The sequence below is a fragment of the Mycobacterium sp. IDUB_24 genome, from assembly GCF_055419385.1.
Genome location: NZ_JBVAXO010000004.1, coordinates 27,898 through 48,198, shown reverse-complemented (window position 1 = coordinate 48,198; position 20,301 = coordinate 27,898). Strand labels below are relative to the sequence as shown.

General features: G+C 67.4%; 19 protein-coding genes. 10 read left to right on the top strand and 9 right to left on the bottom strand.

Annotated elements, in window-relative coordinates:
* Window positions 1–17: 17 nt before the first annotated feature.
* Window positions 18–1,652: a fatty acyl-AMP ligase gene (locus ACZYZF_RS15570; protein WP_463746146.1), complete on the bottom strand. Its 1,635-nt coding sequence runs from the start codon at window positions 1,650–1,652 to the stop codon at window positions 18–20.
* A gap of 434 nt (window positions 1,653–2,086) precedes the next feature.
* Window positions 2,087–3,055 (bottom strand): 4-(cytidine 5'-diphospho)-2-C-methyl-D-erythritol kinase, encoded by a 969-nt coding sequence (locus ACZYZF_RS15565; RefSeq protein ID WP_463746145.1) that lies wholly within the window; start codon window positions 3,053–3,055, stop codon window positions 2,087–2,089.
* Window positions 3,056–3,110: 55 nt separating this feature from the next.
* Between ACZYZF_RS15565 and ACZYZF_RS15560 the strand changes: the two genes are divergently transcribed.
* Window positions 3,111–3,977, top strand: coding sequence for a serine/threonine-protein kinase (locus ACZYZF_RS15560; RefSeq protein WP_463746144.1), 867 nt, complete (start codon window positions 3,111–3,113; stop codon window positions 3,975–3,977).
* Window positions 3,978–4,034: 57 nt separating this feature from the next.
* Here ACZYZF_RS15560 and rsmA read toward each other — a convergent pair whose 3' ends face one another.
* The 3 genes from rsmA to ACZYZF_RS15545 form a co-directional block, all read right to left on the bottom strand.
* Window positions 4,035–4,943: a 16S rRNA (adenine(1518)-N(6)/adenine(1519)-N(6))-dimethyltransferase RsmA gene (gene rsmA / locus ACZYZF_RS15555; RefSeq protein ID WP_463746559.1), complete on the bottom strand. Its 909-nt coding sequence runs from the start codon at window positions 4,941–4,943 to the stop codon at window positions 4,035–4,037.
* Window positions 4,940–6,067 carry a transglycosylase family protein gene (locus ACZYZF_RS15550; RefSeq protein WP_463746143.1) on the bottom strand — a complete coding sequence of 376 codons (1,128 nt, stop codon included), beginning with the start codon at window positions 6,065–6,067 and terminating at the stop codon, window positions 4,940–4,942. The genes rsmA and ACZYZF_RS15550 overlap by 4 nt, the downstream gene beginning before the upstream one ends.
* A 77-nt stretch (window positions 6,068–6,144) precedes the next feature.
* Window positions 6,145–6,999, bottom strand: coding sequence for a TatD family hydrolase (locus tag ACZYZF_RS15545; protein WP_463836202.1), 855 nt, complete (start codon window positions 6,997–6,999; stop codon window positions 6,145–6,147).
* 26 nt (window positions 7,000–7,025) lie between these two features.
* Between ACZYZF_RS15545 and metG the strand changes: the two genes are divergently transcribed.
* The 5 genes from metG (at window position 7,026) to ACZYZF_RS15520 (ending at window position 13,478) form a co-directional block, all read left to right on the top strand.
* Window positions 7,026–8,585, top strand: coding sequence for a methionine--tRNA ligase (metG, locus tag ACZYZF_RS15540; protein WP_463836201.1), 1,560 nt, complete (start codon window positions 7,026–7,028; stop codon window positions 8,583–8,585).
* Window position 8,586: 1 nt separating this feature from the next.
* Entirely contained in the window at window positions 8,587–9,936 is a 1,350-nt protein-coding gene (gdhA, locus tag ACZYZF_RS15535) for an NADP-specific glutamate dehydrogenase (RefSeq protein ID WP_463746140.1), read from the top strand.
* Window positions 9,937–10,038: 102 nt separating this feature from the next.
* Entirely contained in the window at window positions 10,039–11,232 is a 1,194-nt protein-coding gene (locus ACZYZF_RS15530; RefSeq protein ID WP_463746139.1) for an NAD(P)/FAD-dependent oxidoreductase, read from the top strand.
* Window positions 11,229–12,155: an RNA polymerase sigma factor SigJ gene (gene sigJ / locus ACZYZF_RS15525; protein WP_463836200.1), complete on the top strand. Its 927-nt coding sequence runs from the start codon at window positions 11,229–11,231 to the stop codon at window positions 12,153–12,155. The genes ACZYZF_RS15530 and sigJ overlap by 4 nt, the downstream gene beginning before the upstream one ends.
* 90 nt (window positions 12,156–12,245) lie before the next feature.
* Window positions 12,246–13,478 carry an aminodeoxychorismate synthase component I gene (locus ACZYZF_RS15520; RefSeq protein WP_463746137.1) on the top strand — a complete coding sequence of 411 codons (1,233 nt, stop codon included), beginning with the start codon at window positions 12,246–12,248 and terminating at the stop codon, window positions 13,476–13,478.
* On the opposite strand, the gene rsmI is transcribed toward ACZYZF_RS15520, so the two are convergent.
* A complete protein-coding gene (gene rsmI / locus ACZYZF_RS15515) occupies window positions 13,448–14,284 on the bottom strand; it encodes a 16S rRNA (cytidine(1402)-2'-O)-methyltransferase (RefSeq protein WP_463836199.1) in 837 nt (278 codons plus the stop codon). The genes ACZYZF_RS15520 and rsmI overlap by 31 nt on opposite strands.
* A gap of 24 nt (window positions 14,285–14,308) precedes the next feature.
* On the opposite strand from rsmI, the gene ACZYZF_RS15510 reads away from it, so the two are divergent.
* A complete protein-coding gene (locus ACZYZF_RS15510; RefSeq protein WP_463746135.1) occupies window positions 14,309–15,859 on the top strand; it encodes a dolichyl-phosphate-mannose--protein mannosyltransferase in 1,551 nt (516 codons plus the stop codon).
* A gap of 178 nt (window positions 15,860–16,037) precedes the next feature.
* Here ACZYZF_RS15510 and arcA read toward each other — a convergent pair whose 3' ends face one another.
* On the bottom strand, window positions 16,038–17,243 hold the full coding sequence (gene arcA, locus ACZYZF_RS15505; protein WP_463746134.1) for an arginine deiminase: 1,206 nt from the start codon (window positions 17,241–17,243) through the stop codon (window positions 16,038–16,040).
* Between the two features lie 33 nt (window positions 17,244–17,276).
* On the opposite strand from arcA, the gene soxR reads away from it, so the two are divergent.
* Window positions 17,277–17,708 carry a redox-sensitive transcriptional activator SoxR gene (gene soxR, locus ACZYZF_RS15500; RefSeq protein ID WP_463746133.1) on the top strand — a complete coding sequence of 144 codons (432 nt, stop codon included), beginning with the start codon at window positions 17,277–17,279 and terminating at the stop codon, window positions 17,706–17,708.
* 34 nt (window positions 17,709–17,742) lie between these two features.
* Entirely contained in the window at window positions 17,743–18,339 is a 597-nt protein-coding gene (locus ACZYZF_RS15495; protein WP_463746132.1) for an alpha-ketoglutarate-dependent dioxygenase AlkB, read from the top strand.
* Window positions 18,340–18,348: 9 nt separating this feature from the next.
* On the opposite strand, the gene ACZYZF_RS15490 is transcribed toward ACZYZF_RS15495, so the two are convergent.
* The gene (locus tag ACZYZF_RS15490) at window positions 18,349–19,023 is read right to left on the bottom strand and encodes a DUF5642 family protein (protein ID WP_463746131.1); all 675 of its coding nucleotides are present in this window, start codon (window positions 19,021–19,023) and stop codon (window positions 18,349–18,351) included.
* Between the two features lie 47 nt (window positions 19,024–19,070).
* Window positions 19,071–19,754 (bottom strand): DUF5642 family protein, encoded by a 684-nt coding sequence (locus ACZYZF_RS15485; RefSeq protein ID WP_463836198.1) that lies wholly within the window; start codon window positions 19,752–19,754, stop codon window positions 19,071–19,073.
* Between the two features lie 168 nt (window positions 19,755–19,922).
* On the opposite strand from ACZYZF_RS15485, the gene ACZYZF_RS15480 reads away from it, so the two are divergent.
* A complete protein-coding gene (locus ACZYZF_RS15480) occupies window positions 19,923–20,174 on the top strand; it encodes a hypothetical protein (RefSeq protein WP_463746129.1) in 252 nt (83 codons plus the stop codon).
* The last annotated feature ends 127 nt before the right edge of the window (window positions 20,175–20,301 follow it).

Genomic DNA, 20,301 nt, shown 5'->3' with positions numbered 1-20,301 from the left:
TCGCGGTGAAAAAGGACCTAGGTGACCAGGGAAACCGAGTTGGCGCGACGCAGCTTGCCCGACGGGGTCTTCGGGATGCTGCCGGGCCCGAGCACCACGACATTGCGCGGACGCATATCGACCTCGGAGACCACCTCGTGGGCCACCTGGTGCTCGATCCGGCGTACCTCGGCCGGATCCTGCCAGGCGTTGGACTCCACGGCGACGGCGAAGGTCTCCCGCGAGTGCCCGGCGTCCAGGCGTACGGCGACGGCGCAGCCGGGGCGCACACCTTCCACTCGGCCCGCCGCGCGTTCAATGTCGGTCGGGTAGATGTTGCGCCCGGCCATGATGATCACGTCCTTGACGCGACCGCACACGATGACGTTGCCCTCTTCGGTGATGTAGCCGAGGTCGCCGGTGTCGTACCAGCCGTGCTCGTCCTGAGCCGGCAGGAAGCCGCCCATGGTGAGGTAGCCGGGCGTCAGCGATTCGCCGCGGAGCTCGATGACGCCGACGCCGCGGGCCAGCATGACGTCGCCGTGCTCGTCGACGACGCGGGCCTCAAGGTCCTGCAGCAGCGGGCCGAGCGATGCCAGCCGGCGGGTGTTGCCCTTGGTGGCGGGCACGGCTTGACGCAGCGCGGCCAGCAGATCGGCGTCGACCTCGTCGACCACCAGGCCGGCGCCGCACGGAGAGAACGACACCGCCAGGCACGTCTCGGCCATGCCGTAGGCCGGCAGGATCGCGTGCGGGTCCAGACCGAACGGTTTGCCGGCGTCGAGCAGGTCCTCGACGTCGGCCGGCTCCACAGGCTCGGCGCCCGACAGCGCGAACCGCAGCGTGGACAGGTCGAAATCGCCGGGCTTGGCTTGGCGGCGCAACCGCTTGGCGAACAGCGCGTAGGCGAAGTTGGGCGCCGCGGTCATGGTGCCCTTGTACTTGTCGATGAGCTTGGCCCACAGCAGGGTGTCGCGCAGGAAGTCCATCGGCGTGACCTTGACGAGCTCGGCGCCGAAGTACATCGGGATGGTCAGGAAGCCGACCATGCCCATGTCATGGAAGCAGGGCAGCCAGCTGACCATGACGTCCTTGTCGACGTCGTACTGCGCGCCGACGAACATCGCCTCTGCGTTGGAGTGGATGTTGCGGTGCGTGATCTGCACTGCCTTCGGAGATCCGGTAGACCCCGACGTCAGCTGCATCAGCGCCAGATCGTCCTCGCCGGTTTCCACCGGGTCGATCGGGTCGGCGGCCAACAGGTCGGAGACCTTGACCACTTTGATGCCCTTTTCCTCCAGCACCGGGATGGCGACCAGGAACGGCTCGGAGACGATGACGGCGTCCGCCTCGATCATGCCGATCACGTTCATGGTGTCCTCGGCCCACACCGCCAGGTCGGTGCGCGGGGTCGGCTGGTGAAGCATCGTCAGGCTCGCGCCGCGCATCCACACGCCCTGCGCGGTCGGCGCGATCTCGACGGGGAAGCCGGCCAGCACGCCGACGGCGTCACCGTGACCGATGCCCGCGGCGGCCAGACCGCCCGCGATGCACCGGGCCCGCTCGTGAACCTCACCCCAGGTGTGGCGAACCGGCTCATGCGGCTCACCAGTCACCATGCCGCGCTTGCTCTCATGAGCATTGCGGAACATCTTCTCGGTGAATCTGCTCACGACGACCTCCTTGGGTTCCGCGGCCCCGGCACCGACGACAGTGCGCCAGGTGCAGTTGCCCGGTTATCCATGCTCCGCCCGGTGTACACCGCTTTTGGGTAGGCGCGCGCACACGATTGGGGAGCAGTTATGTCTCGAAAAGGTGATGCCCCAGAACCGGGTGTACGTCTGGGCGACCACCCACCGTCGTGGACGGCGGGCGCACAAGTCGCATCCGATGCAAGATCGCTAGCATTCACCGTCGATCATCTTAAGAGACCCTTAAGTAACTGCCAAACCCTCGCGTTAATTGAGGCCTGCGTCACATTCTCAGGCCGAGGTCAGTTCGGACTGCGCCGTTTTCCACTCAGGGGTTGTTCCGGCACAAAGTTCGCGACCTTGGCGTCGAAAACGGCGGGGTGACGGCGGAGCAGCCTGACGGCCTGACCCGCCCGTCAGGCCGACGTCGACGGCTCCGGAACAACCCGGGCCCCGCTGACCGGACCGCTGGCCACCCGCACCGTCCGACACACACCGGCCCCGGCAAGTTCAGCACCCACGTCCACCGCAGAGGTCGACGACGAGCACAGGAACGCGCACGTCGGGCCCGAACCGGACACGATGCCGGCCAAGGCGCCGGCCTCCACGCCGGCGCGCAATGTCCGGCGCAGATCCGGGTACAGGCTCAGCGCGGCTGGCTGCAGGTCATTGGCCAGCAGCGCGGCCAGTTCGGCCGGATCGCCGGAAGCCAGCGCGGCCAGCACGGGCTCGGGCTCCTCGGCCCGCGGCGGGCCCCCCGTCGAGGCATCGGCGCGCAGCCGATCCAGCTCGCCGAACACCTTCGGGGTGGACAGGCCCTTGTGTGCGAACGCCAGCACCCAGTGGAAGGTGCTGCGGGCCAGCACCGTGGCCAGCTCCTCACCGCGGCCGGTGCCCAGCGCAGTGCCGCCGTGCAGCGCGAACGGGACGTCACTGCCCAGCCGAGCCGCCAACGCGTGCAGATCCCGCCGGGGCACCCCGAGCTCCCACAGCGTGTTCATGGCCACCAGCACCGCGGCCGCGTCGGCGCTACCCCCGGCCATGCCACCGGCCACCGGAATCGACTTGTCGAGGCTGATCGCCACGTCCGGCGACCGGCCCACATGCTCGGCCAGCAGTTCGGCCGCGCGCCAGGCCAGGTTGCGCTCGTCGGTGGGCACCGACTCCACGCCCTCACCCGCGATCGTGAGCGACAGCATGTCGGCATTGCGCACCGTCACCTCATCCAGCAACGACACGGCATGGAACACCGTGGTCAGGTCGTGGTAGCCGTCGTCGCGCACATCACCGACGGCCAGGTACAGGTTCACCTTGCCGGGGACGCGTACGGTCACCGAACCGGTGGGAACCCACTCGGACGCGGTACTGCCGTCGGAAGCTGACACGGCCACGACACTATCGCCGCCCACCCCCGGTTGTCGGTGAACTTAGGCTGAGACGGTGCCCTCACCCGAGGTGGAAATAGCGGGATACACCGCGGCGAAAGTCGTGGGGACCGGCGGCTCCTCCGTCGTATATCAGGCACGCGACCCCGACGGGTCCATCGTCGCGCTCAAGATTCTCGATGATCGGCACCGCCGGCCCGCCCAACTGGACCGGCTGCAACGCGAGTTCGACTTCGCCCGTCAGCTCACCCATCCGCACATCGTCACGGTGTACGCGGCGGGCCCGGGCTGGCTGGCGATGGAGTTCCTCGACGGCGGCACGGTGAACAACCTGCCCGGCATCCCCGAGCGGCTCACCGCGCTGACCCAGATCGCCGGGGCACTCGATCTCGCTCACCGTCGCGGCATCGTGCACTGCGACGTCAAACCCGCCAATATCCTTGTCGATGACCCTTTTTCGAGAGCGGTGCTGATCGACTTCGGGGTGGCCCACTCGATGGCCGCGGACGTGGCCGCCAAGCTGGCCCAGGACCGGCATGTCCGGATGAGCCTCGACCCGGCCCGGCGCATCACCCGCCAGGCACCCCGACCGCATCCGGATATCCAAGCGTCACTGCCCTATTCGGCACCCGAGCTACTCAGTGGCCGGACGCCGGTGGCGGCGACGGACCAGTACGCGCTGGCCTGTACGACGGTTGAGCTGCTGACCGGATCACCGCCGTTCTCCGCGGACACCGCGATAGCCCTGATCGATCACCAGCTGTACAGCCGGCCGCCACGAATATCGCAGCGGTGCAACTGGATTCCACCCTCGGCAGACTCGATCATCGCCAGGGCGATGGCCAAGGAACCGGACCGGCGACACGACTCGTGTTCGGAGTTCGTCGGCCTGATCACCGAGGCGCTCACACCCCCGATGTGAAGAAGATCGCGAGATTATCGAACAATCTCGCGATCTTCTTCACATTGAGGACAAACCCTAGGCCTGCTGTGTCGCCTCGACTTCGGCCGCAGCGGCCTCGCCCTCGGCTTCCTTGGCCCGCTGCAGGAGCCGGACGAAGTCGGCGATGCCGAGGGTCTCGCCACGGCGCGACGGGTCGATGCTTGCGGCCAGCAGCCGCTCGGCCGACTCGTTGCCCGAACCCGCCCAATCCGCGAACGCGTTACGAGAGGTCTTGCGCCGTTGCGCGAATCCGATGTCGATGAGCTTGAACACCTCATCGCGGAACTCGGCGTCCGTCGGCCACGGCGATGTCTCGTACCGGTCGATGCGGACCAGCCCGGAGTACACCCGCGGGATCGGCCAGAACACCGTCGGCGACACCATCCCGTGCCTGCGCACGTTTCCGTAGAAACGCGCCTTGGCACTGGGGACGCCGTAGTCCTTGCCACCGGGATCGGCCGCCAGGCGCTCGGCCACCTCGGCCTGCACCATGACCATCACCGTCCGGATCGACGGGAACTCGGCCAACAGGTGCAGCAGTGCGGGCACCGCCACGTTGTACGGCAGGTTCGCCACGAGCGCGGTCGGCTGATCGGTCAGATCAGACGGCATCAGCGTCAGGATGTCCTGGTTGATCACCGTGAGCCGGTTGATCTCGCTGTGGGAATGATCGGCGACGGTGGCCGGCAATTGCTTGGCCAGCACCGGGTCGATCTCCACTGCGGTCACCCTGGCACCGCGGTCCAACAGGGGCAGAGTCAGCGACCCGAGACCGGGTCCGACTTCGAGCACATGGTCGTTCCGGTGGATCCCGGAAGCCGACACGATGCGCCGAACGGTGTTGGCATCATGAACGAAGTTCTGGCCAAAGGCCTTGCGTGGTCGAAAGTCGATTTCTTTCGCCAAGCGTCGTATCTCGGTCCGCCCGAGCAGTCGAATAGTCAGCGCGCCCCAATCCTCCCACTACACACTGGCCAAGCTCCCCAACCTTGCCGGGCCTGCGTCACCGTAGCAATCGCAATCTGCTCTTCTCTTGTCGCCAGATCGGCTCTCGGAGCATACCGCAGACCACCCTGTCGCTCCCAGGTGTTTTGGTCGAATTGGACCCCGCCAAAAAATCCGTTACCAGTGTTAATCGCCCAGTTACCTCCGGCTTCGCACTGCGAAAGCGCGTCCCAGGCAGAGCCGTTGGTCACCGGCGGAACTTCGGTGCCGGGCTTTGCTCCGACCCTCAGCACGCCGTCGCGCGCCGGATCGATCACGACATTGGCTACTGGCAGCCTGCCCGTCTCCACACCGTTCACCTTGGCCACCGCATAGGTCACGTCCTGAGTACCCGGCGCACCCGGGTCCTCGACGACCTTGCGGCTCATGTTCATGGAGGCGTCTTCGATGCGCTTGTTACCCGGGGCCAGCGCGACCCGCTCGGTGACCTTCTCGATGCGCATGCGGGTCACCTGAACCTGCATACCCTCGGTGACCGGGGTCGATGCGGCCGGAACGACCGTGTCGTTCTGCTCCAGCGGGCTCCCCGCCGCGGCCAGCAGTCCGGCCACGTTCGGGGCGGCCAGGTGCACCGTCTGCACGTTGCCGCCGTCGTCGATCCGGACCGTCTTGGCGCTCACCACGGGCAGCGCCATGCCACCCAGCGGCACCCTGCTGCCGCGGGACGCAGCGGCCGGCGCCTTGTCGGTCATCTTCAGCTGCGCCAGGGCCTCGTCGACGGTCGAGGCGGTGGTCCACACCTGCTTGCTGTCGTTGCCGTCCAACGACAGCTCCAGCGGCCTGCTGCGGCGCAGAACGATGGTGTCGGCCTGGTGCACGGACTCGTCGGCCGAGGGGTAAAGATCATCGCGATCGCCAACCGAGAAACCGTTCTCCTCGACCACATCGATCACCCGCGACTTCATCGTCGTCACGGTCAACGGCGCGCCGTCGACGCTCAGCGTGACGGTCTTGTGCGACTCGACTGCGTACCCGCCCGCCGCGGTGAGCGTGACGAGAAGGGCTCCGACCACGCCACGCAGTAGCGGCGATCGGGATTCATGAAGTTTGTTCAGCGCGTCCATATACCCGCATTTCGGCTCGGACGGCATAGATCACCGCCGGCGGTTGAGGTTTGATCACAAGACGGTAACGAACAGGCCTACTCTCGGCAACTCCCGTTAATTCCGTACACCCGCGCCGCAGTGGCTGCGGTCTCGGACGCGACCTCTTGGGCGGGCCGGTCCAGCAACTCTGCGAGTGCCCGCACAGTGTATGGCAGGCAGTACGGCTCGTTCGGCGCTCCGCGGAACGGATGCGGTGTCAGAAACGGCGCGTCGGTCTCGACCAACAGCTGGCCCGGCGGGATCAACCGGGCAGCTTCCCGCAGTTCAGCGGCATTGCGGAAGCTGACCGTGCCGGAAAGGCTGAGCACCCAGCCGGCATCGACACAGGTGTGAGCCATCTCAGGTCCCGACGAAAAACAGTGGAAGATCACTGTCTCCGGCGCCCCCTCGGCGCGCAGCACGTCGAGCACCTCGGCGTCGGCGTCCCGGTTGTGGATCATCAACGGCTTGCCCGTGCGCTTGGCCAGATCGATGTGCCACGCGAAGCCCTCGCGCTGCTCGGCCGGCGTCGCGCAGCCGTCCAGCCGGCCCGGCCAGTAGAGGTCCATCCCGGTCTCCCCCACCGCCACCACGCGCGGATGGGCGGCCAGCCGCTCCAACTCGGCCCTGGCCGCGTCGTCGAGCGCGTTGGCCCGGGTGGGATGCAACGCCACCGCCCCGTAGACCCGCTCGTCGGCCTCGATGGCCGTGGTCACCCAGCGTGCGGAGTCCATGTCGTCGGCGATGGTGACCGCCTGGCCCACCCCGACGGCGGCCGCCCGATCCATGATCGCGCGAACGTCCTCGGCGGTCTGCGCGCCGCAGGCGTCGAGGTGCGTATGCGCATCCACCAGCGGAGCCAACGGCTCCGGCGCCGGCGGCTTCTCCCTGGCTGAGCGTTTCGAACCCACCGCAACACAATAAGGTGGGGACTCTGATGAGTGAGCCTTCCTACATTCCGTTCTACATCACGACGGCCATCGCGTATCCCAACGGTGCGCCGCACATCGGGCACGCCTACGAGTACGTCGCCACCGATGCGATCGCCCGGTTCAAGCGACTCGACGGCTTCGATGTGCGCTACCTGACCGGCACCGACGTGCACGGCCAGAAGATGGCCGAGACCGCCGCCGCCGAGGGCATCTCGGCGGCCGAGCTGGCCAACCGCAACTCAGATGTTTTCCAGCGGCTGCAGGAGAAGCTCAACATCTCCTTCGACCGGTTCATCCGCACCTCCGACGCCGACCACTTCGAGGCGTCCAAGGAGATCTGGCGCGCGATGAACGAGTCCGGCGACATCTACCTGGGCACCTACTCCGGCTGGTACTCGGTGCGCGACGAACGCTTCTTCGCCGAGGACGAGACCGCCGAGGAGCCCGACGGCACCCGTACCGCGATCGAGACGGGCACTCCGGTCACCTGGACCGAAGAGCAGACCTATTTCTTCCGGTTGTCGGCCTACACCGAGCGCCTGTTGGCCCACTATCAGGCCCACCCCGAGTTCATCGGGCCCGATGTGCGCCGCAACGAGATCGTCAGCTTCGTCTCCGGCGGGCTGAAAGATCTGTCGATCTCGCGGACCACGTTCGACTGGGGTGTGCCGGTTCCCGGCCACCCCGACCACGTGATGTACGTGTGGGTGGACGCGCTGACCAACTACCTGACCGGGGTGGGATTCCCCGACACCGCGTCGGAGTCTTTCCGAAAGTACTGGCCCGCCAATCTGCACATGATCGGCAAGGACATCATCCGGTTCCACAGCGTGTACTGGCCGGCGTTCCTTATGTCGGCCGGGATCGCCCTGCCCGAGCGGGTTTTCGCGCACGGCTTCATCAACGTCAAGGGCGAGAAGATGAGCAAGTCGGTCGGAAACGTGGTTGACCCGATCGCCCTCGTCGACACGTTCGGCCTCGATCAGGTGCGCTACTTCTTCCTGCGTGAGGTGTCCTTCGGCCAGGACGGCAGCTACAGCGAGGAAGCAATCATCGGCCGGATCAACGCCGACCTAGCCAACGAGCTGGGCAACCTGGCACAACGCTCGCTGTCGATGGTGGCCAAGAACCTCGACGGCGTGGTGCCCGATCCGGGGTCGTTCAACGACGACGACACCGCACTGCTCAAAGCAGCCGACAGCCTGCTCGACCAGGTACGCGCGCACTACGATGTGCCGGCGATGCACCTCGCACTTGAATCGATCTGGTCGGTCCTGGGCGCGGCGAACCGCTATTTCTCCGCACAGGAGCCGTGGGTGCTGCGCAAGTCCGAAGCGCCTGCCGACCAACAGCGGTTCGGTACGGTGCTCTACACGACGCTCGAGGTGGTGCGAATCGCGGCGCTGCTGACGCAGCCGGTGATGCCGGACTCGATGGCCAAGCTGCTCGACCTGCTGGGCCAGACGACCGACGCACGTGACTTCGACTCCATCGGGATCCGACTCAAGCCGGGTACCGAATTGCCCGCGCCCACAGGGGTTTTCCCCCGTTACCAGATGGACTGAGATGGCTGTACTACACGAGAAATTGCAGGCGATCTACGAAGAGGTTGCGCAGCGCAACGCCGGCGAGAAGGAATTTCACCAGGCCGTCTACGAGGTCCTGACCAGCCTCGGGCCGGTGGTGGCCAAACACCCCGACTACGCCGACGGGGCCATCATCCGCCGGCTGTGTGAGCCTGAGCGGCAGATCATCTTCCGGGTGCCGTGGCTCGACGATTCCGGCACCGCTCAGATCAACCGGGGCTTCCGCGTCGAATTCAACTCGGCGCTCGGACCGTTCAAGGGCGGGCTGCGGTTCCACCCGTCGGTCTACCTCGGGATCGTCAAGTTCCTCGGGTTCGAGCAGATCTTCAAGAACTCGCTCACCGGCCTGCCGATCGGCGGGGGCAAGGGTGGATCGGACTTCGATCCCAAGGGCCGCTCCGACGCCGAGATCATGCGGTTCTGTCAGTCCTTCATGACCGAGCTGTACCGCCACATCGGCGAGTACACGGATGTTCCGGCCGGCGACATCGGCGTCGGAATGCGCGAAATCGGTTACCTGTTCGGCCAATACAAGCGGATCACCAACCGCTACGAGTCCGGCGTGCTCACCGGCAAGGGCCTGACCTGGGGCGGGTCGCAGGTCCGCACCGAGGCCACCGGTTACGGCACGGTGTTCTTCGTCGACGAGATCCTGCGATCCACCGGGCAGTCCTTCGAGGGCAAGCAGGTGGTCGTGTCCGGTTCGGGCAACGTGGCGATCTACGCGATCGAGAAAGTGCACTCGTTGGGCGGCACCGTGGTGGCCTGCTCGGACTCCGGCGGCTACGTGCGCGACGAGAAGGGCATCGACCTCGACCTACTCAAGGAAGTCAAGGAACTGCGCCGGGGCCGCGTCGAGGACTACGCCGAGGCCCGTGGCGGCGCCGCACATGTGGTGACCGGGCGCAGCGTCTGGGAAGTGCCGTGCGACATCGCGCTGCCCTGCGCCACCCAGAACGAGGTCTCCGGCGACGACGCAACGATGCTGATCAAATCCGGCTGCCAGATCGTGGCCGAGGGCGCCAACATGCCGTGTACGCCCGACGCGGTGAAGTACTTCGAGGAGGCCGGGGTGCGGTTCGCCCCGGGAAAGGCCGCCAACGCCGGCGGTGTGGCCACCAGCGCGCTGGAGATGCAGCAGAACGCCTCGCGGGACTCGTGGAACTTCAACGACACCGAGGCGCGGCTGGCCGAGATCATGCGGCGCATCCACGACCGGTGCCTGACCACGGCCGACGAGTACGGCCAGCCGGGCAACTACGTCGCCGGCGCCAACATCGCCGGCTTCATCCGGGTGGCCGACGCGATGCTGGCCCTGGGCCTGGTCTAGCTTCTCCGGTGATGTGGGTCACATAACCGAAGAGTCCTGTCACAAATCCGTGTTGCGCGGTGTCTTGAGGGCACAAGCCTTTTGAGAACAGGAGCCGTTCCCATGACCGAAATAACTGCACAGAACGCCCGAGTGATCGTGATCGGCGGAGGTTACGCCGGGGTGCTGGCGGCCAACCGGCTGCAGGGCACACCGGGCGTGGCTGTCACGCTGGTCAATCCGCGGCCCGAGTTCGTCGAGCGGATCCGGCTGCACCAGCTGGCGGCCGGTAACCACGACGCCACGGCCGCCTACGACACGTTGTTGGGCGACGGGGTGCGGCTGCTGGTCGACGGCGCCGAGTACATCGACGCCGACATCCGTCAGGTGCAGCTGAGGTCCGGCGAGGTGCTCGATTACGACTATCTGGTCTACGCCGTCGGCAGCACCGGCGGGGTGCCCGCCTCGGTGCCCGGCGCCGCGGAATTCGCTTATCCGCTTTCGGAATTGGAACAGGCCCAGCGGCTGCACGACCGGCTGCAGGACGTGCCGATGTCGGCACCGGTGGTTGTGGTCGGCGGCGGGCTGACGGGCATCGAGGCCGCCGCCGAGCTCGCCGAGGCGGGACGCAAGGTCACGCTCGTCACGGATGTGGTCGGCGCCTCGGTGGGCGCAGGCGCCCGTCGCTCGATCGTCAAGGCGTTGACCAAGCTCGGCGTCTCGATCATCGACGGACCCGAGATCCTGGTGTCCGGGGTCGAAGCGGACGCCATCACACTGGCCGACGGCAACCGCCTGCCCAGCGCGGTGACGGTGTGGACCACCGGGTTCGGGGTTCCCGGACTGGCCGCCGCGAGCGGACTGCGTACCGATGAGCTGGGCCGGTTGCTCACCGACGAAACCCTCACCAGCATCGACGACGCGCGCATCGTCGCCGCCGGTGACGCGGCCTCACCGTCGGGAATTCCGCTGCGGATGAGCTGCCAGTCGGCAGGCCCCTTGGGTGTCCAGGCGGCCGACACCGTGCTGGCCCGCATCGCGGGCGCCGAGCCCAAGGTCATCAACCAGGCCTTCGCCGGACAGTGCGTGAGTGTCGGCCGCAACGCCGGGACAGTGCAGCTGTGCCACTCGGACGACAGCCCGCGCCGGGTCTTCATCGGCGGCCGAACCGGCGCCTTCTTCAAGGAGCAGGTCTGCCGCGCAACCCTGACGTTCCTGCGCAAGGAAGGCGTGAAGCCAGGCTCCTACTTCTGGTTCAAGGGTGACAACCGGGCGCGCCAGCTGGCCGAGGCACAGCAGGAGACACCGGTCCGATGAACACCCCTGGCGCAGGTAACTCGAACGAACACGCCGAACGATTCACTCTGCTGAGGCCGTTGTTGTTCACCATCGCCTACGAGATCCTCGGGACGGCAACCGAATCCGATGACGTCTTGCAGGAGAGTTACCTGCGCTGGGCCGAGGTGGATCTGGACTCGGTCCGCGACACCAAGGCGTTCCTGGCCCAGCTCGTCACCCGCCAGGCGCTCAATGCCCTTCGCGCCCAGTCGCGGCGGCGCGAGGAGTACGTGGGCCCATGGCTGCCCGAACCGCTGCTGTTGACGGGCGGGTCCGCCGGCGATGCGGGCGATCCCTCAATGGACGTGGTGCTGGCCGAGTCCGTTTCGATGGCCATGCTGGTGGTGCTCGAGACGCTGACCCCGGATGAGCGCGCAGTGTTCGTGCTGCGCGAGGTGTTCGGATTCAGTCACGACGAAATCGCTTCGGCGATCGGCAAATCCAGTGCATCGGTGCGTCAGATGGCGCACCGGGCCCGCAACCATGTGCAATCACGACGCAAGCGGTACGAACCGGTCGACCCGCAGGTGTCGTCCGAGATCACCCAGCGATTCTTCGCCGCCGCGACGACCGGCGACATGAACGTGCTGTTGGAGTTGCTCGCGCCGGACGTGGTGTGGACGGCCGACAGCGACGGCAAGCGCAGCGCCGCCCGCAGGCCGGTGACCGGGGCCCAGTCGGTGGCCAAGCTGGTGATCGGCCTCATGCGGTTCATCGAGCAGGGCGGCCGCTTCGAGCCGACGACATACAACAACGCCGCCGCGTTCAAGCTGTACCTCGAAGACAGCTTCGAGGGCGTGGTCACGGTCGAGGTCGCCGACGGCAAGATCACCCACTTCTACGCGATGCGCAATCCGGACAAGCTCGCCGGCATCGACATCCCGCGGGTGATCAGCCGCTGACGTTCTCCCGCGAGCAGACACAAAACTGCCCATTTTCCCGCGGAAATGGGCAGTTTTGCGTCTGCTCGCGGGAGGAAGCAAGCTAGCTGCATGCGGATCGAGCGGCTCGGCGCGCTGGGCGATGCCCCGGCGGTCCTGTGTGGCGTCGCCGCGGCCGCTCGGACCGCGGGCTTGGCGCCACCCGCGGCGCTGATCGGTGACTGGTTCTCCTCCCGCGCGGTGATCGCACCGTCGGTGGCGGTGGCCCCCGTTGCGCCGGCAAGCGCGTTCGAGGTGGCACAAGACTTTTCCGGGCCGGCCGGCGCGGTCGGGGGCGGATGGTTCGGCTACCTCGCCTACCCGGATCCCGGTGCCGACGGCACCCCGCCGCGCATCCCGGTGGCCGCCGGCGGCTGGTCGGACTGCGTGCTGCGCCAGGACTCCGGGGGCATCTGGTGGTTCGAAAGCCTCAGTGGTGCAGCACTTCCCACCTGGCTCACCGCCCTGCGGCCAGCGACACCGCACGCCTGCGCCATCGCGTGGGCGGCACCGGATCGCGACGATCACCGTCGCGGCGTACTGGCCTGTCTGGAGGCGATCGCCGCGGGCGAGGTCTATCAGGCTTGTGTGTGCACCCGCTTCACCGGCCGCCTCGATGGCGAGCCGATCGACTTCTTCAGCGAGGCGGTGGCCCGGACTGCACCGGCGCGGGCCGCGTATGTGGCCGGGGACTGGGGCGCAGTGGCCTCGCTGTCGCCGGAGTTGTTCCTGCGCCGGGCCGGTACGACGGTGGCCTCCAGTCCGATCAAGGGCACGCTGCCGTGCTCGGCCGACCCAGCGGATCTGCTGGCCTCGGTCAAGGATGTCGCCGAGAACGTCATGATCGTCGACCTGGTCCGCAACGACCTCGGACGGGTGGCGATGACGGGCAGCGTGACGGTGCCCGAACTGCTCGCGGTACATCCGGCGCCCGGAGTCTGGCATCTGGTCTCGACCGTCACCGCCGAGGTTCCCGTACGGCTGCCGATGAGCGCACTACTGGACGCCACATTCCCGCCCGCCTCCGTGACCGGCACCCCTAAGCGGCGGGCCCGCCAGCTACTGCGGCAGTGGGAACCGGCACGGCGCGGGATCTATTGCGGCACAGTCGGTTTAGCGTCGCCGATGGCGGGGTGTGAACTCAATGTGGCGATCCGCACCGTGGAGTTCGGCGCCGACGGGACGGCGGTGCTCGGCGTGGGCGGCGGCATCACCGCCGATTCGGACGTCGACGCGGAATGGGAAGAATGCCTCCACAAGGCAGCGTCGATAGTTCAGCCCCTCGCCCGCAGCACCGCGTCATAGAGCTCTCGCCGTGACGGCGCCCCGGGATTGGCGGCGATCACCTGGGCGCAGGCGTCCTTGACGCGGGCACCGTCGGCCACCAGTTCCTCGACCTCGGCTACCAGGGCGGGCAGTTCGACAGTCGGGGTGCCACCGGCCAACACCACGGTGATCTCCCCCAGAACGCCGTCGGCGGCCCACTCGGCGAGCTCGGCCAGGCTGCCGCGGCGGACCTCCTCATGGGTCTTGGTCAGCTCGCGGCACACCACGGCACGCCGCTGTGGCCCGAGCACTTCGACCGCGTCGCGCAGGGTCTCTGGCAACCGGCGCGGGGATTCGAAGAACACGGTGGTTCGCGGTTCAGCGGCCAGGGTCTGCAGCCAGGCGAGCCGGGCGGCGTGTTTGCGCGGAGCGAAGCCCTCGAAGCAGAACCGGTCCGAGGCCAGCCCGGACACCGCCAGCGCCGTCGTCACCGCACTCGGCCCCGGCAGGCAGGAAACCGGCAGGTCCGCCTCGGCGCACGCTGCCACCAGGCGGTAGCCCGGGTCGTTGATCAGCGGCATGCCGGCGTCGCTGACCACCAGCACCGTCGCACCCGCGGCGATCTCCTCCACCAGACCCGGCACGCGGCTCGCCTCGTTCTGGTCGAAGAAGCTCAGGATCCGACCGCCCGGCTGCACGCCCAGCGACTGGGCCAGCCCACGGACGCGTCGGGTGTCTTCGGCCGCCACGATGTCAGCCGTCTGCAGCGCCTCGACCAGCCGCGCCGACGCGTCATCGGGCCGACCCAGCGGCGTGGCGCCGATCAGTAGTTTGCCGGGTGTCACGACCGACAGCCTACGATCGCTTGCGTGACCGCCACCGCCACCGCCACCCCGACGGCAGGTCGCTCGGTCCCCCTCATCAGCCCCGCGCCGCTGATCCCGGCCCCGGATTTCGGCCCGACAGACCGGCTGCAGGGCTGGTTGATGACGGCCGTGATCACCGGGCTGGCCGCGATCAGCCGGTTCCTGAATCTGGGCTCGCCGACCGATGCCGGCACCCCGGTCTTCGACGAGAAGCACTACGCGCCGCAGGCCTGGCAGATGCTCTACAACCACGGGGTCGAGGACAACCCGGGCTACGGGCTCGTGGTGCACCCGCCCGTCGGCAAGCAGCTGATCTCGATCGGCGAGGCGCTGTTCGGCTACAACGGGCTGGGCTGGCGCTTCTCCGGGGCCCTGTGCGGGGTGGTGATCGTGCTGCTGGTGGTGCGGATCGCGCGCCGGATCAGCCGCTCCACCCTGGTAGGCGGTATCGCCGGGCTGCTCCTGATCGCCGACGGGGTCAGCTTCGTCTCGGCCAGAACCGCACTGCTGGACGTGTTCCTGGTGGTGTTCGTGGTGGCGGCGTTCGCCTGCCTGATGGTGGACCGCGACGACGTCCGCCAGCGCATGCACATGGCGTTCATGGAGGGCCGGATCACCGAGACTCCCTGGGGGCCGCGACTCGGCGTCCGGTGGTGGCGGTTCGGCGCCGGGGTGCTGCTCGGGCTGGCATGCGCGACCAAGTGGTCCGGGCTGTACTTCGTGGCGTTCTTCGGCGTCATGACGCTCGTGCTCGATGCGATCGCGCGCAAGCAGTACCACGTGCAGGCACCGTGGCGCGGCATGCTGCGCCGTGATGTGGGACCCGCCGCGTACGTATTCGGGCTGATCCCGATCGCCGTGTACCTGGCGTCCTACGGGCCGTGGTTCGCCTCCGAGACCGGCATCAACCGGTACGAGGCGGGCCAGTCCATCGGCGAGAACAGCATCATCCCGCTGCCCGACGCGCTGCGCTCGCTGTGGCATTACACCTACGCCGCCTACCATTTCCACGCCGGCCTGACCAACGCCGACGGCAACCACCACCCGTGGGAATCCAAACCCTGGACGTGGCCGATGTCGTTGCGGCCGGTGCTCTATGCGATCGACAACCACGATGTGGCCGGATGCGGCACGCAGTCCTGTGTGAAAGCCGTGATGCTGGTGGGCACTCCGGCGATGTGGTTCATCGCGGTGCCGGTGCTCGGCTGGGCCCTGTGGCGGGCCGTGGTGCGACGCGACTGGCGCTACGGCGTGGTTCTGGTCGGCTACTCGGCGGGTTTCCTGCCCTGGTTCTTCGACATCGACCGGCAGATGTATTTCTTCTACGCCACCGTGATGGCGCCGTTCCTGATTCTGGCGATCGCGCTGATCCTCGGCGACATCCTGTACCAGCCCAAGCAGAATCCCGAGCGTCGAACGTTGGGGCTGCTGGTGGTGTGCTTCTACGTGGCGCTGGTGATCGCGAACTTCGCGTGGCTGTACCCGGTCCTGACGGGCATTCCGATTGCCCAGTCGACCTGGAATCTGGAGATCTGGCTGCCTTCCTGGCGGTAGTTGTGCGCCGTGACTCTGCGCCGATTTCGCGGGCCCGACGCCGATTTCTACCTGTGGGCTGCAATAGCGAGTCACAACGACCCTCAGGTGGAAAGCGGCGAGCAAGGATGACCGGGCCGCGACCGTGGTGTAGAAAACGGCGCGTAGAAAACGGCGCGCGCAAACGGCGTTGCGGAAGCTAGAGCAGGTCCCGCGCTGCCGGGCACGACATGCAGCGGGGCCCGCCCCGCCCCGTGCCCAGCTCTGAAGCCTCGATCGACAGCACCTCGATACCCGAATCCGCCAGCCGGGCATTGGTTTCGGCGTTGCGCTCGTAGGCCACCACCACACCCGGCGCCAGGGCCAGGGTGTTGTTGCCGTCGTCCCATTGCTCACGTTCGGCCGTCACCGGGTCGAGCCCGGTATCGATCACCCGCAGCTGCTCGATGCCCATCGCCTCCGCGGCGGCCCGGACGAACGGCGCCTCGTCGTCGATCTGGATCTCACCGTCCGTACGGTGAATGGTGAACGCCGACAACGAGTCCACGATGTTCGGGTACATCACCACCGCGTCTACATCGACCATCGTGCACACGGTGTCCAGATGCATCTGGGCACGCTCCTGCCGGATCGGCACCGCGAGCACGGTGTGAGCCAGATCGTCGTCGAACAGGCTGCGCGCCAATGCTTCGGCACCCGCGGGCGTGGTCCGCTCCCCCACTCCGACCGCCACCACACCGGGCCCCAGCAGCAGCACGTCGCCGCCCTCGACGGGCGCCGAACGCGACTCGTACGCCCGCCGGACCCCGAGGAACCGCGGATGGTGGGCGTAGATCAGATCCGTCAGCGAGGTCTCGCGCACCCGGGCCGGCAGGGCAAGCGAGGTGATGGCCACCCGCGGCCCGATCCAGAACGACGAATCCCGGGTGAACAGAAGATTGGGCAGCGGCTCGATCACGAAATCCCCGCCGTGGTGCATGAGGCGTACGAGCGACAACTCGGCACCGTGGAAGGGCACCTCGTTGAAGGTCATGCCGGCCATCAGGATGTGCGCCAGATCGGCCGGCGGCAGCCCACGGAGATAGGCCGAAAGTTCCTGAGCCAGCGGCACACCGAGACGCCGGGCGTCGACGGCGGCAGAGATGCCGTGCATACGGGCCGCACCGCTGGCCAGCGCCTCGGTCAGCAGATCCGCCAGGAGCAACACCTCGACGCCGCGGGAACGCAGCACCGCCGCGAAGGCGTCGTGCTCCCGTTGCGCCTTGGCCACCCACGGCAGGCCGTCGAACAGCAGGGCGTCGTTGTTGCGTGGCGTCAGGCGCTGCAACTCCGGGCCCGGCCGGTGCAGGATGACGGCGCGCAGAGTGCCGACCTCAGAGTTGGAACCGAACGCGGCAGTCTCCACCCCATGACGTTAACTCAACTATGGTTGAGGTGTATGGAGACGCACGAGCTAACTCCCGGAGAGATGTCGCTGCGCAGTGGCGTGGCGGTGTCCGCGCTCCACTTCTATGAGCGCGAGGGCCTGATCGCCAGCCGCCGCACCTCGGGAAACCAGCGGCGCTATGCACGCGAGACGCTGCGCCGCGTGGCCTTCATCCGGATGTCGCAACGCCTGGGCATTCCGCTGGCCCGCATCCGCGAGGCACTGGCCGGACTGCCCGCCGACCGGGTTCCGACCAGCAAGGACTGGGCCAAGTTGTCGGCCGGTTGGCGCCAGGACCTCGACGACCGCATCCTGCATCTACAACGGTTGCGCGACAACCTGACCGGCTGCATCGGCTGCGGCTGCCTGAGCCTCAAGACGTGCCTGCTGACCAACCCCGGCGATGTCCTCGCCGACCGGGGCCCCGGGGCCTCCCGCCTCTGACACAGTCGAACGCCTGTGCGATACACTCGCGCGCATGGAGCTGGCGTTGCAAGGCTCACTGTTCGAGCACGCTGAACGTCGTCGACTCGGCAACGACGCCTGGGTGGAACTGCGCTCGGGCTGGTTGCCCGACGCCGACTCACTGTTCGAAGAGTTGATGGACGGGATCCCCTGGCGGTCCGAGGAACGCGAGATGTACGACCGCGTGGTGGCGGTTCCGCGGCTGGTCAGCTTCCACCACCTGATCAACGATCCGGTGCCGCACCCCAGGCTCAAACAGATCCGCCGGAGGCTCAACGACACCTTCGGCGGCGAGCTCGGTGAACCGTTCACCACCGCAGGCTTGTGCCTGTACCGCGACGGCAACGACAGCGTCGCCTGGCACGGCGACACCATCGGCCGCAGCCGCACCGAAGACACCATGGTGGCCATCATCGGGCTCGGCGCGACAAGGGTTTTCGCATTACGCCCCCGCGGCGGCGGTCATGCGCTGCGGCTACAGCACCGCCACGGCGACCTGTTGGTGATGGGCGGGTCGTGTCAACGCACCTGGGAGCATTCGATACCCAAGACCACCAGCCTGGTCGGGCCGCGCATCAGCATCCAGTTCCGCCCGCACGACGTCCGCTGACGTTCGGAACTAGCCCCGTACCGCGGCGACCGCACTGGTGAGCAGGTCGCGGGCCCGCTTGTCGTCCACCGGCGACACCGGCTTGTCAGGCACCACCAGCGGGTTGGCGGTGACGATCACCATGAACGTGTCGAAACTGGCGACATAGTTGAACAACTCACCGGTGCGAGCCTGGCCGCCCATCTCGGTCTGCACGATGCGGTGCGTCCCCTTCGTGCGCGCCCCGTCGATCTGCGGTGCCTCGACCACATCGACCTGCCCACGGATCCCGGGACCGAGGAACTTCACCTGCTTGCACGCATCGCCGGGATCGTTCAGCGGGACCGGTTCAGAGGTTTCCAGCGCCATCACGATGAACCGGTTACCCGCACCTTCGGCCGTGGTGGCCGCCACGTTGCCCTTCAGCCCTTCAGGCAGGGACTGCCCCTCGGCGAACTTCGCACAATCGGCGGGTTCGACCTTCACCCCCGGCGGCATTTTGTGCGGCGCCAGCTTTTTCGGGTCGATCCCGGCCGGGGCGACGTCGGTGACTTTGAACTCCGGCCCGAAGTTGGAGCGCACCTTGGCGATGTTGGCGATGTCCGCGCCGGCGGACGTCGACTGATCCGATTGACCGCAGGCGACCAATCCGGTGGCGCAGGCAACAACGCCCGCGGCGGCGAGTAAGACGTTGCGGTTCTCCATCGCTGGATAACATACCTGGGCCCGTCGACATACCCGGGACGACCGACTCAGCCGCGCAACGCCGAAACCGATTTCACCAGGAGATCGGAGGTGAACGCGGGGGCCAGCGCGGGATTCGGCGATCCGGGATCAGTGACGACGGTGATGAACACGTGGTAGTCGACGCCCTCGGAATGCAGATCGGCGGTGAATGTGTCGGCGTGAGATCTGGTTTCAGTGCCGCCTTCGACGACGGTGGTGACGGCGGTGGACGTCCCCGCGGTCACCGCACCCTCGATCACCGGAGCAGCGGCCGGCGTCACGGTTCCGGTGGAGTGCCCGCCCGACACCTTCCACTGTTCGCACGCCGCGTCGGGGCCCGGTCCGGGCACGCCCGACCCCGCTTTCAACTTCGCCACCGCCGCGTACACGATGCCGCCCGGCCCCGAGGCCGACCAACCCCTCCCCGGTTCGGTTTCGGGGGCGGCAGCCGCTGCACACTGCGTCGGGTCGGCCGTCCAGTCCGGCCCGAATCCCCACAGCGACACCGGGGTCGCAAGCGGGTCGATGGCCACCACCTCGTAGCCGGGCGGCAGGTCCTGGCGCACCCGGTCGATGCGGGCCGGGTTCACCGTCGCCGCACTGCCGGTGGTCTGCGGCCCTGACGATGTCGGCGTCGGTTCCGGCGCCGACCGCGCCCCGCAAGCCGCGGTGCACACCAGGAGAACCGTCGCGACGGCGAAAAGGCGCACGGCGTTTTGATACCACAGCCGGGGTTTGCTGTCGAGGACGGCCACAGCGCACTTTGTCAACTTGTTTCTCCTGGGCTGCAGCACGACAAGTGTTGCGATACAGCGGAATTTAATTGTGGCAGCACTGGTTGGCACCAGCGGAGCGTCCACAACGACGAGGGGCAAAAGGTGTACGGACTGACTGGAGCTGTGCTTGCCGGCAGTGCGCTGTCGGCCCTGGCCCTGGGTTTTCCCGCCCCGACGCCGGCCTCACCGTCAGGGGTCAGGTCCGCGCAGGACACCGCCGACGAACTCGAACGCCAGGGTTTCGACGTCATCATCTACCGCGCCGGCACGGCTGCACTCGATCGGTGCACCGTCTCATCGATACGGCCGGCACAGATTCTGCGGCAGACGGTGTACCTGTCCGCGAAATGCTGAGCCCGGCTCGGCCGGCAATGTCACAGACCTTTCACTGTGCAAAAGATGGCGTACCAGGACTGCGGCTTCTGCCAGCTATTGCCCAGGAAAGCGTTTATCGTGCAAATCAGTTGCGCCTCGCCGGGGG

Bases quoted from the DNA above. Each gene is read 5' to 3' on its own strand.
- ACZYZF_RS15550 (WP_463746143.1), bottom strand. From the start codon at position 6,067: ATGGACGCGCTGAACAAACTTCATGAATCCCGATCGCCGCTACTGCGT.
- metG (WP_463836201.1), top strand. From the start codon at position 7,026: ATGAGTGAGCCTTCCTACATTCCGTTCTACATCACGACGGCCATCGCG.
- gdhA (WP_463746140.1), top strand. From the start codon at position 8,587: ATGGCTGTACTACACGAGAAATTGCAGGCGATCTACGAAGAGGTTGCG.
- ACZYZF_RS15530 (WP_463746139.1), top strand. From the start codon at position 10,039: ATGACCGAAATAACTGCACAGAACGCCCGAGTGATCGTGATCGGCGGA.
- sigJ (WP_463836200.1), top strand. From the start codon at position 11,229: ATGAACACCCCTGGCGCAGGTAACTCGAACGAACACGCCGAACGATTC.
- ACZYZF_RS15520 (WP_463746137.1), top strand. From the start codon at position 12,246: ATGCGGATCGAGCGGCTCGGCGCGCTGGGCGATGCCCCGGCGGTCCTG.
- soxR (WP_463746133.1), top strand. From the start codon at position 17,277: ATGGAGACGCACGAGCTAACTCCCGGAGAGATGTCGCTGCGCAGTGGC.
- ACZYZF_RS15495 (WP_463746132.1), top strand. From the start codon at position 17,743: ATGGAGCTGGCGTTGCAAGGCTCACTGTTCGAGCACGCTGAACGTCGT.
- ACZYZF_RS15490 (WP_463746131.1), bottom strand. From the start codon at position 19,023: ATGGAGAACCGCAACGTCTTACTCGCCGCCGCGGGCGTTGTTGCCTGC.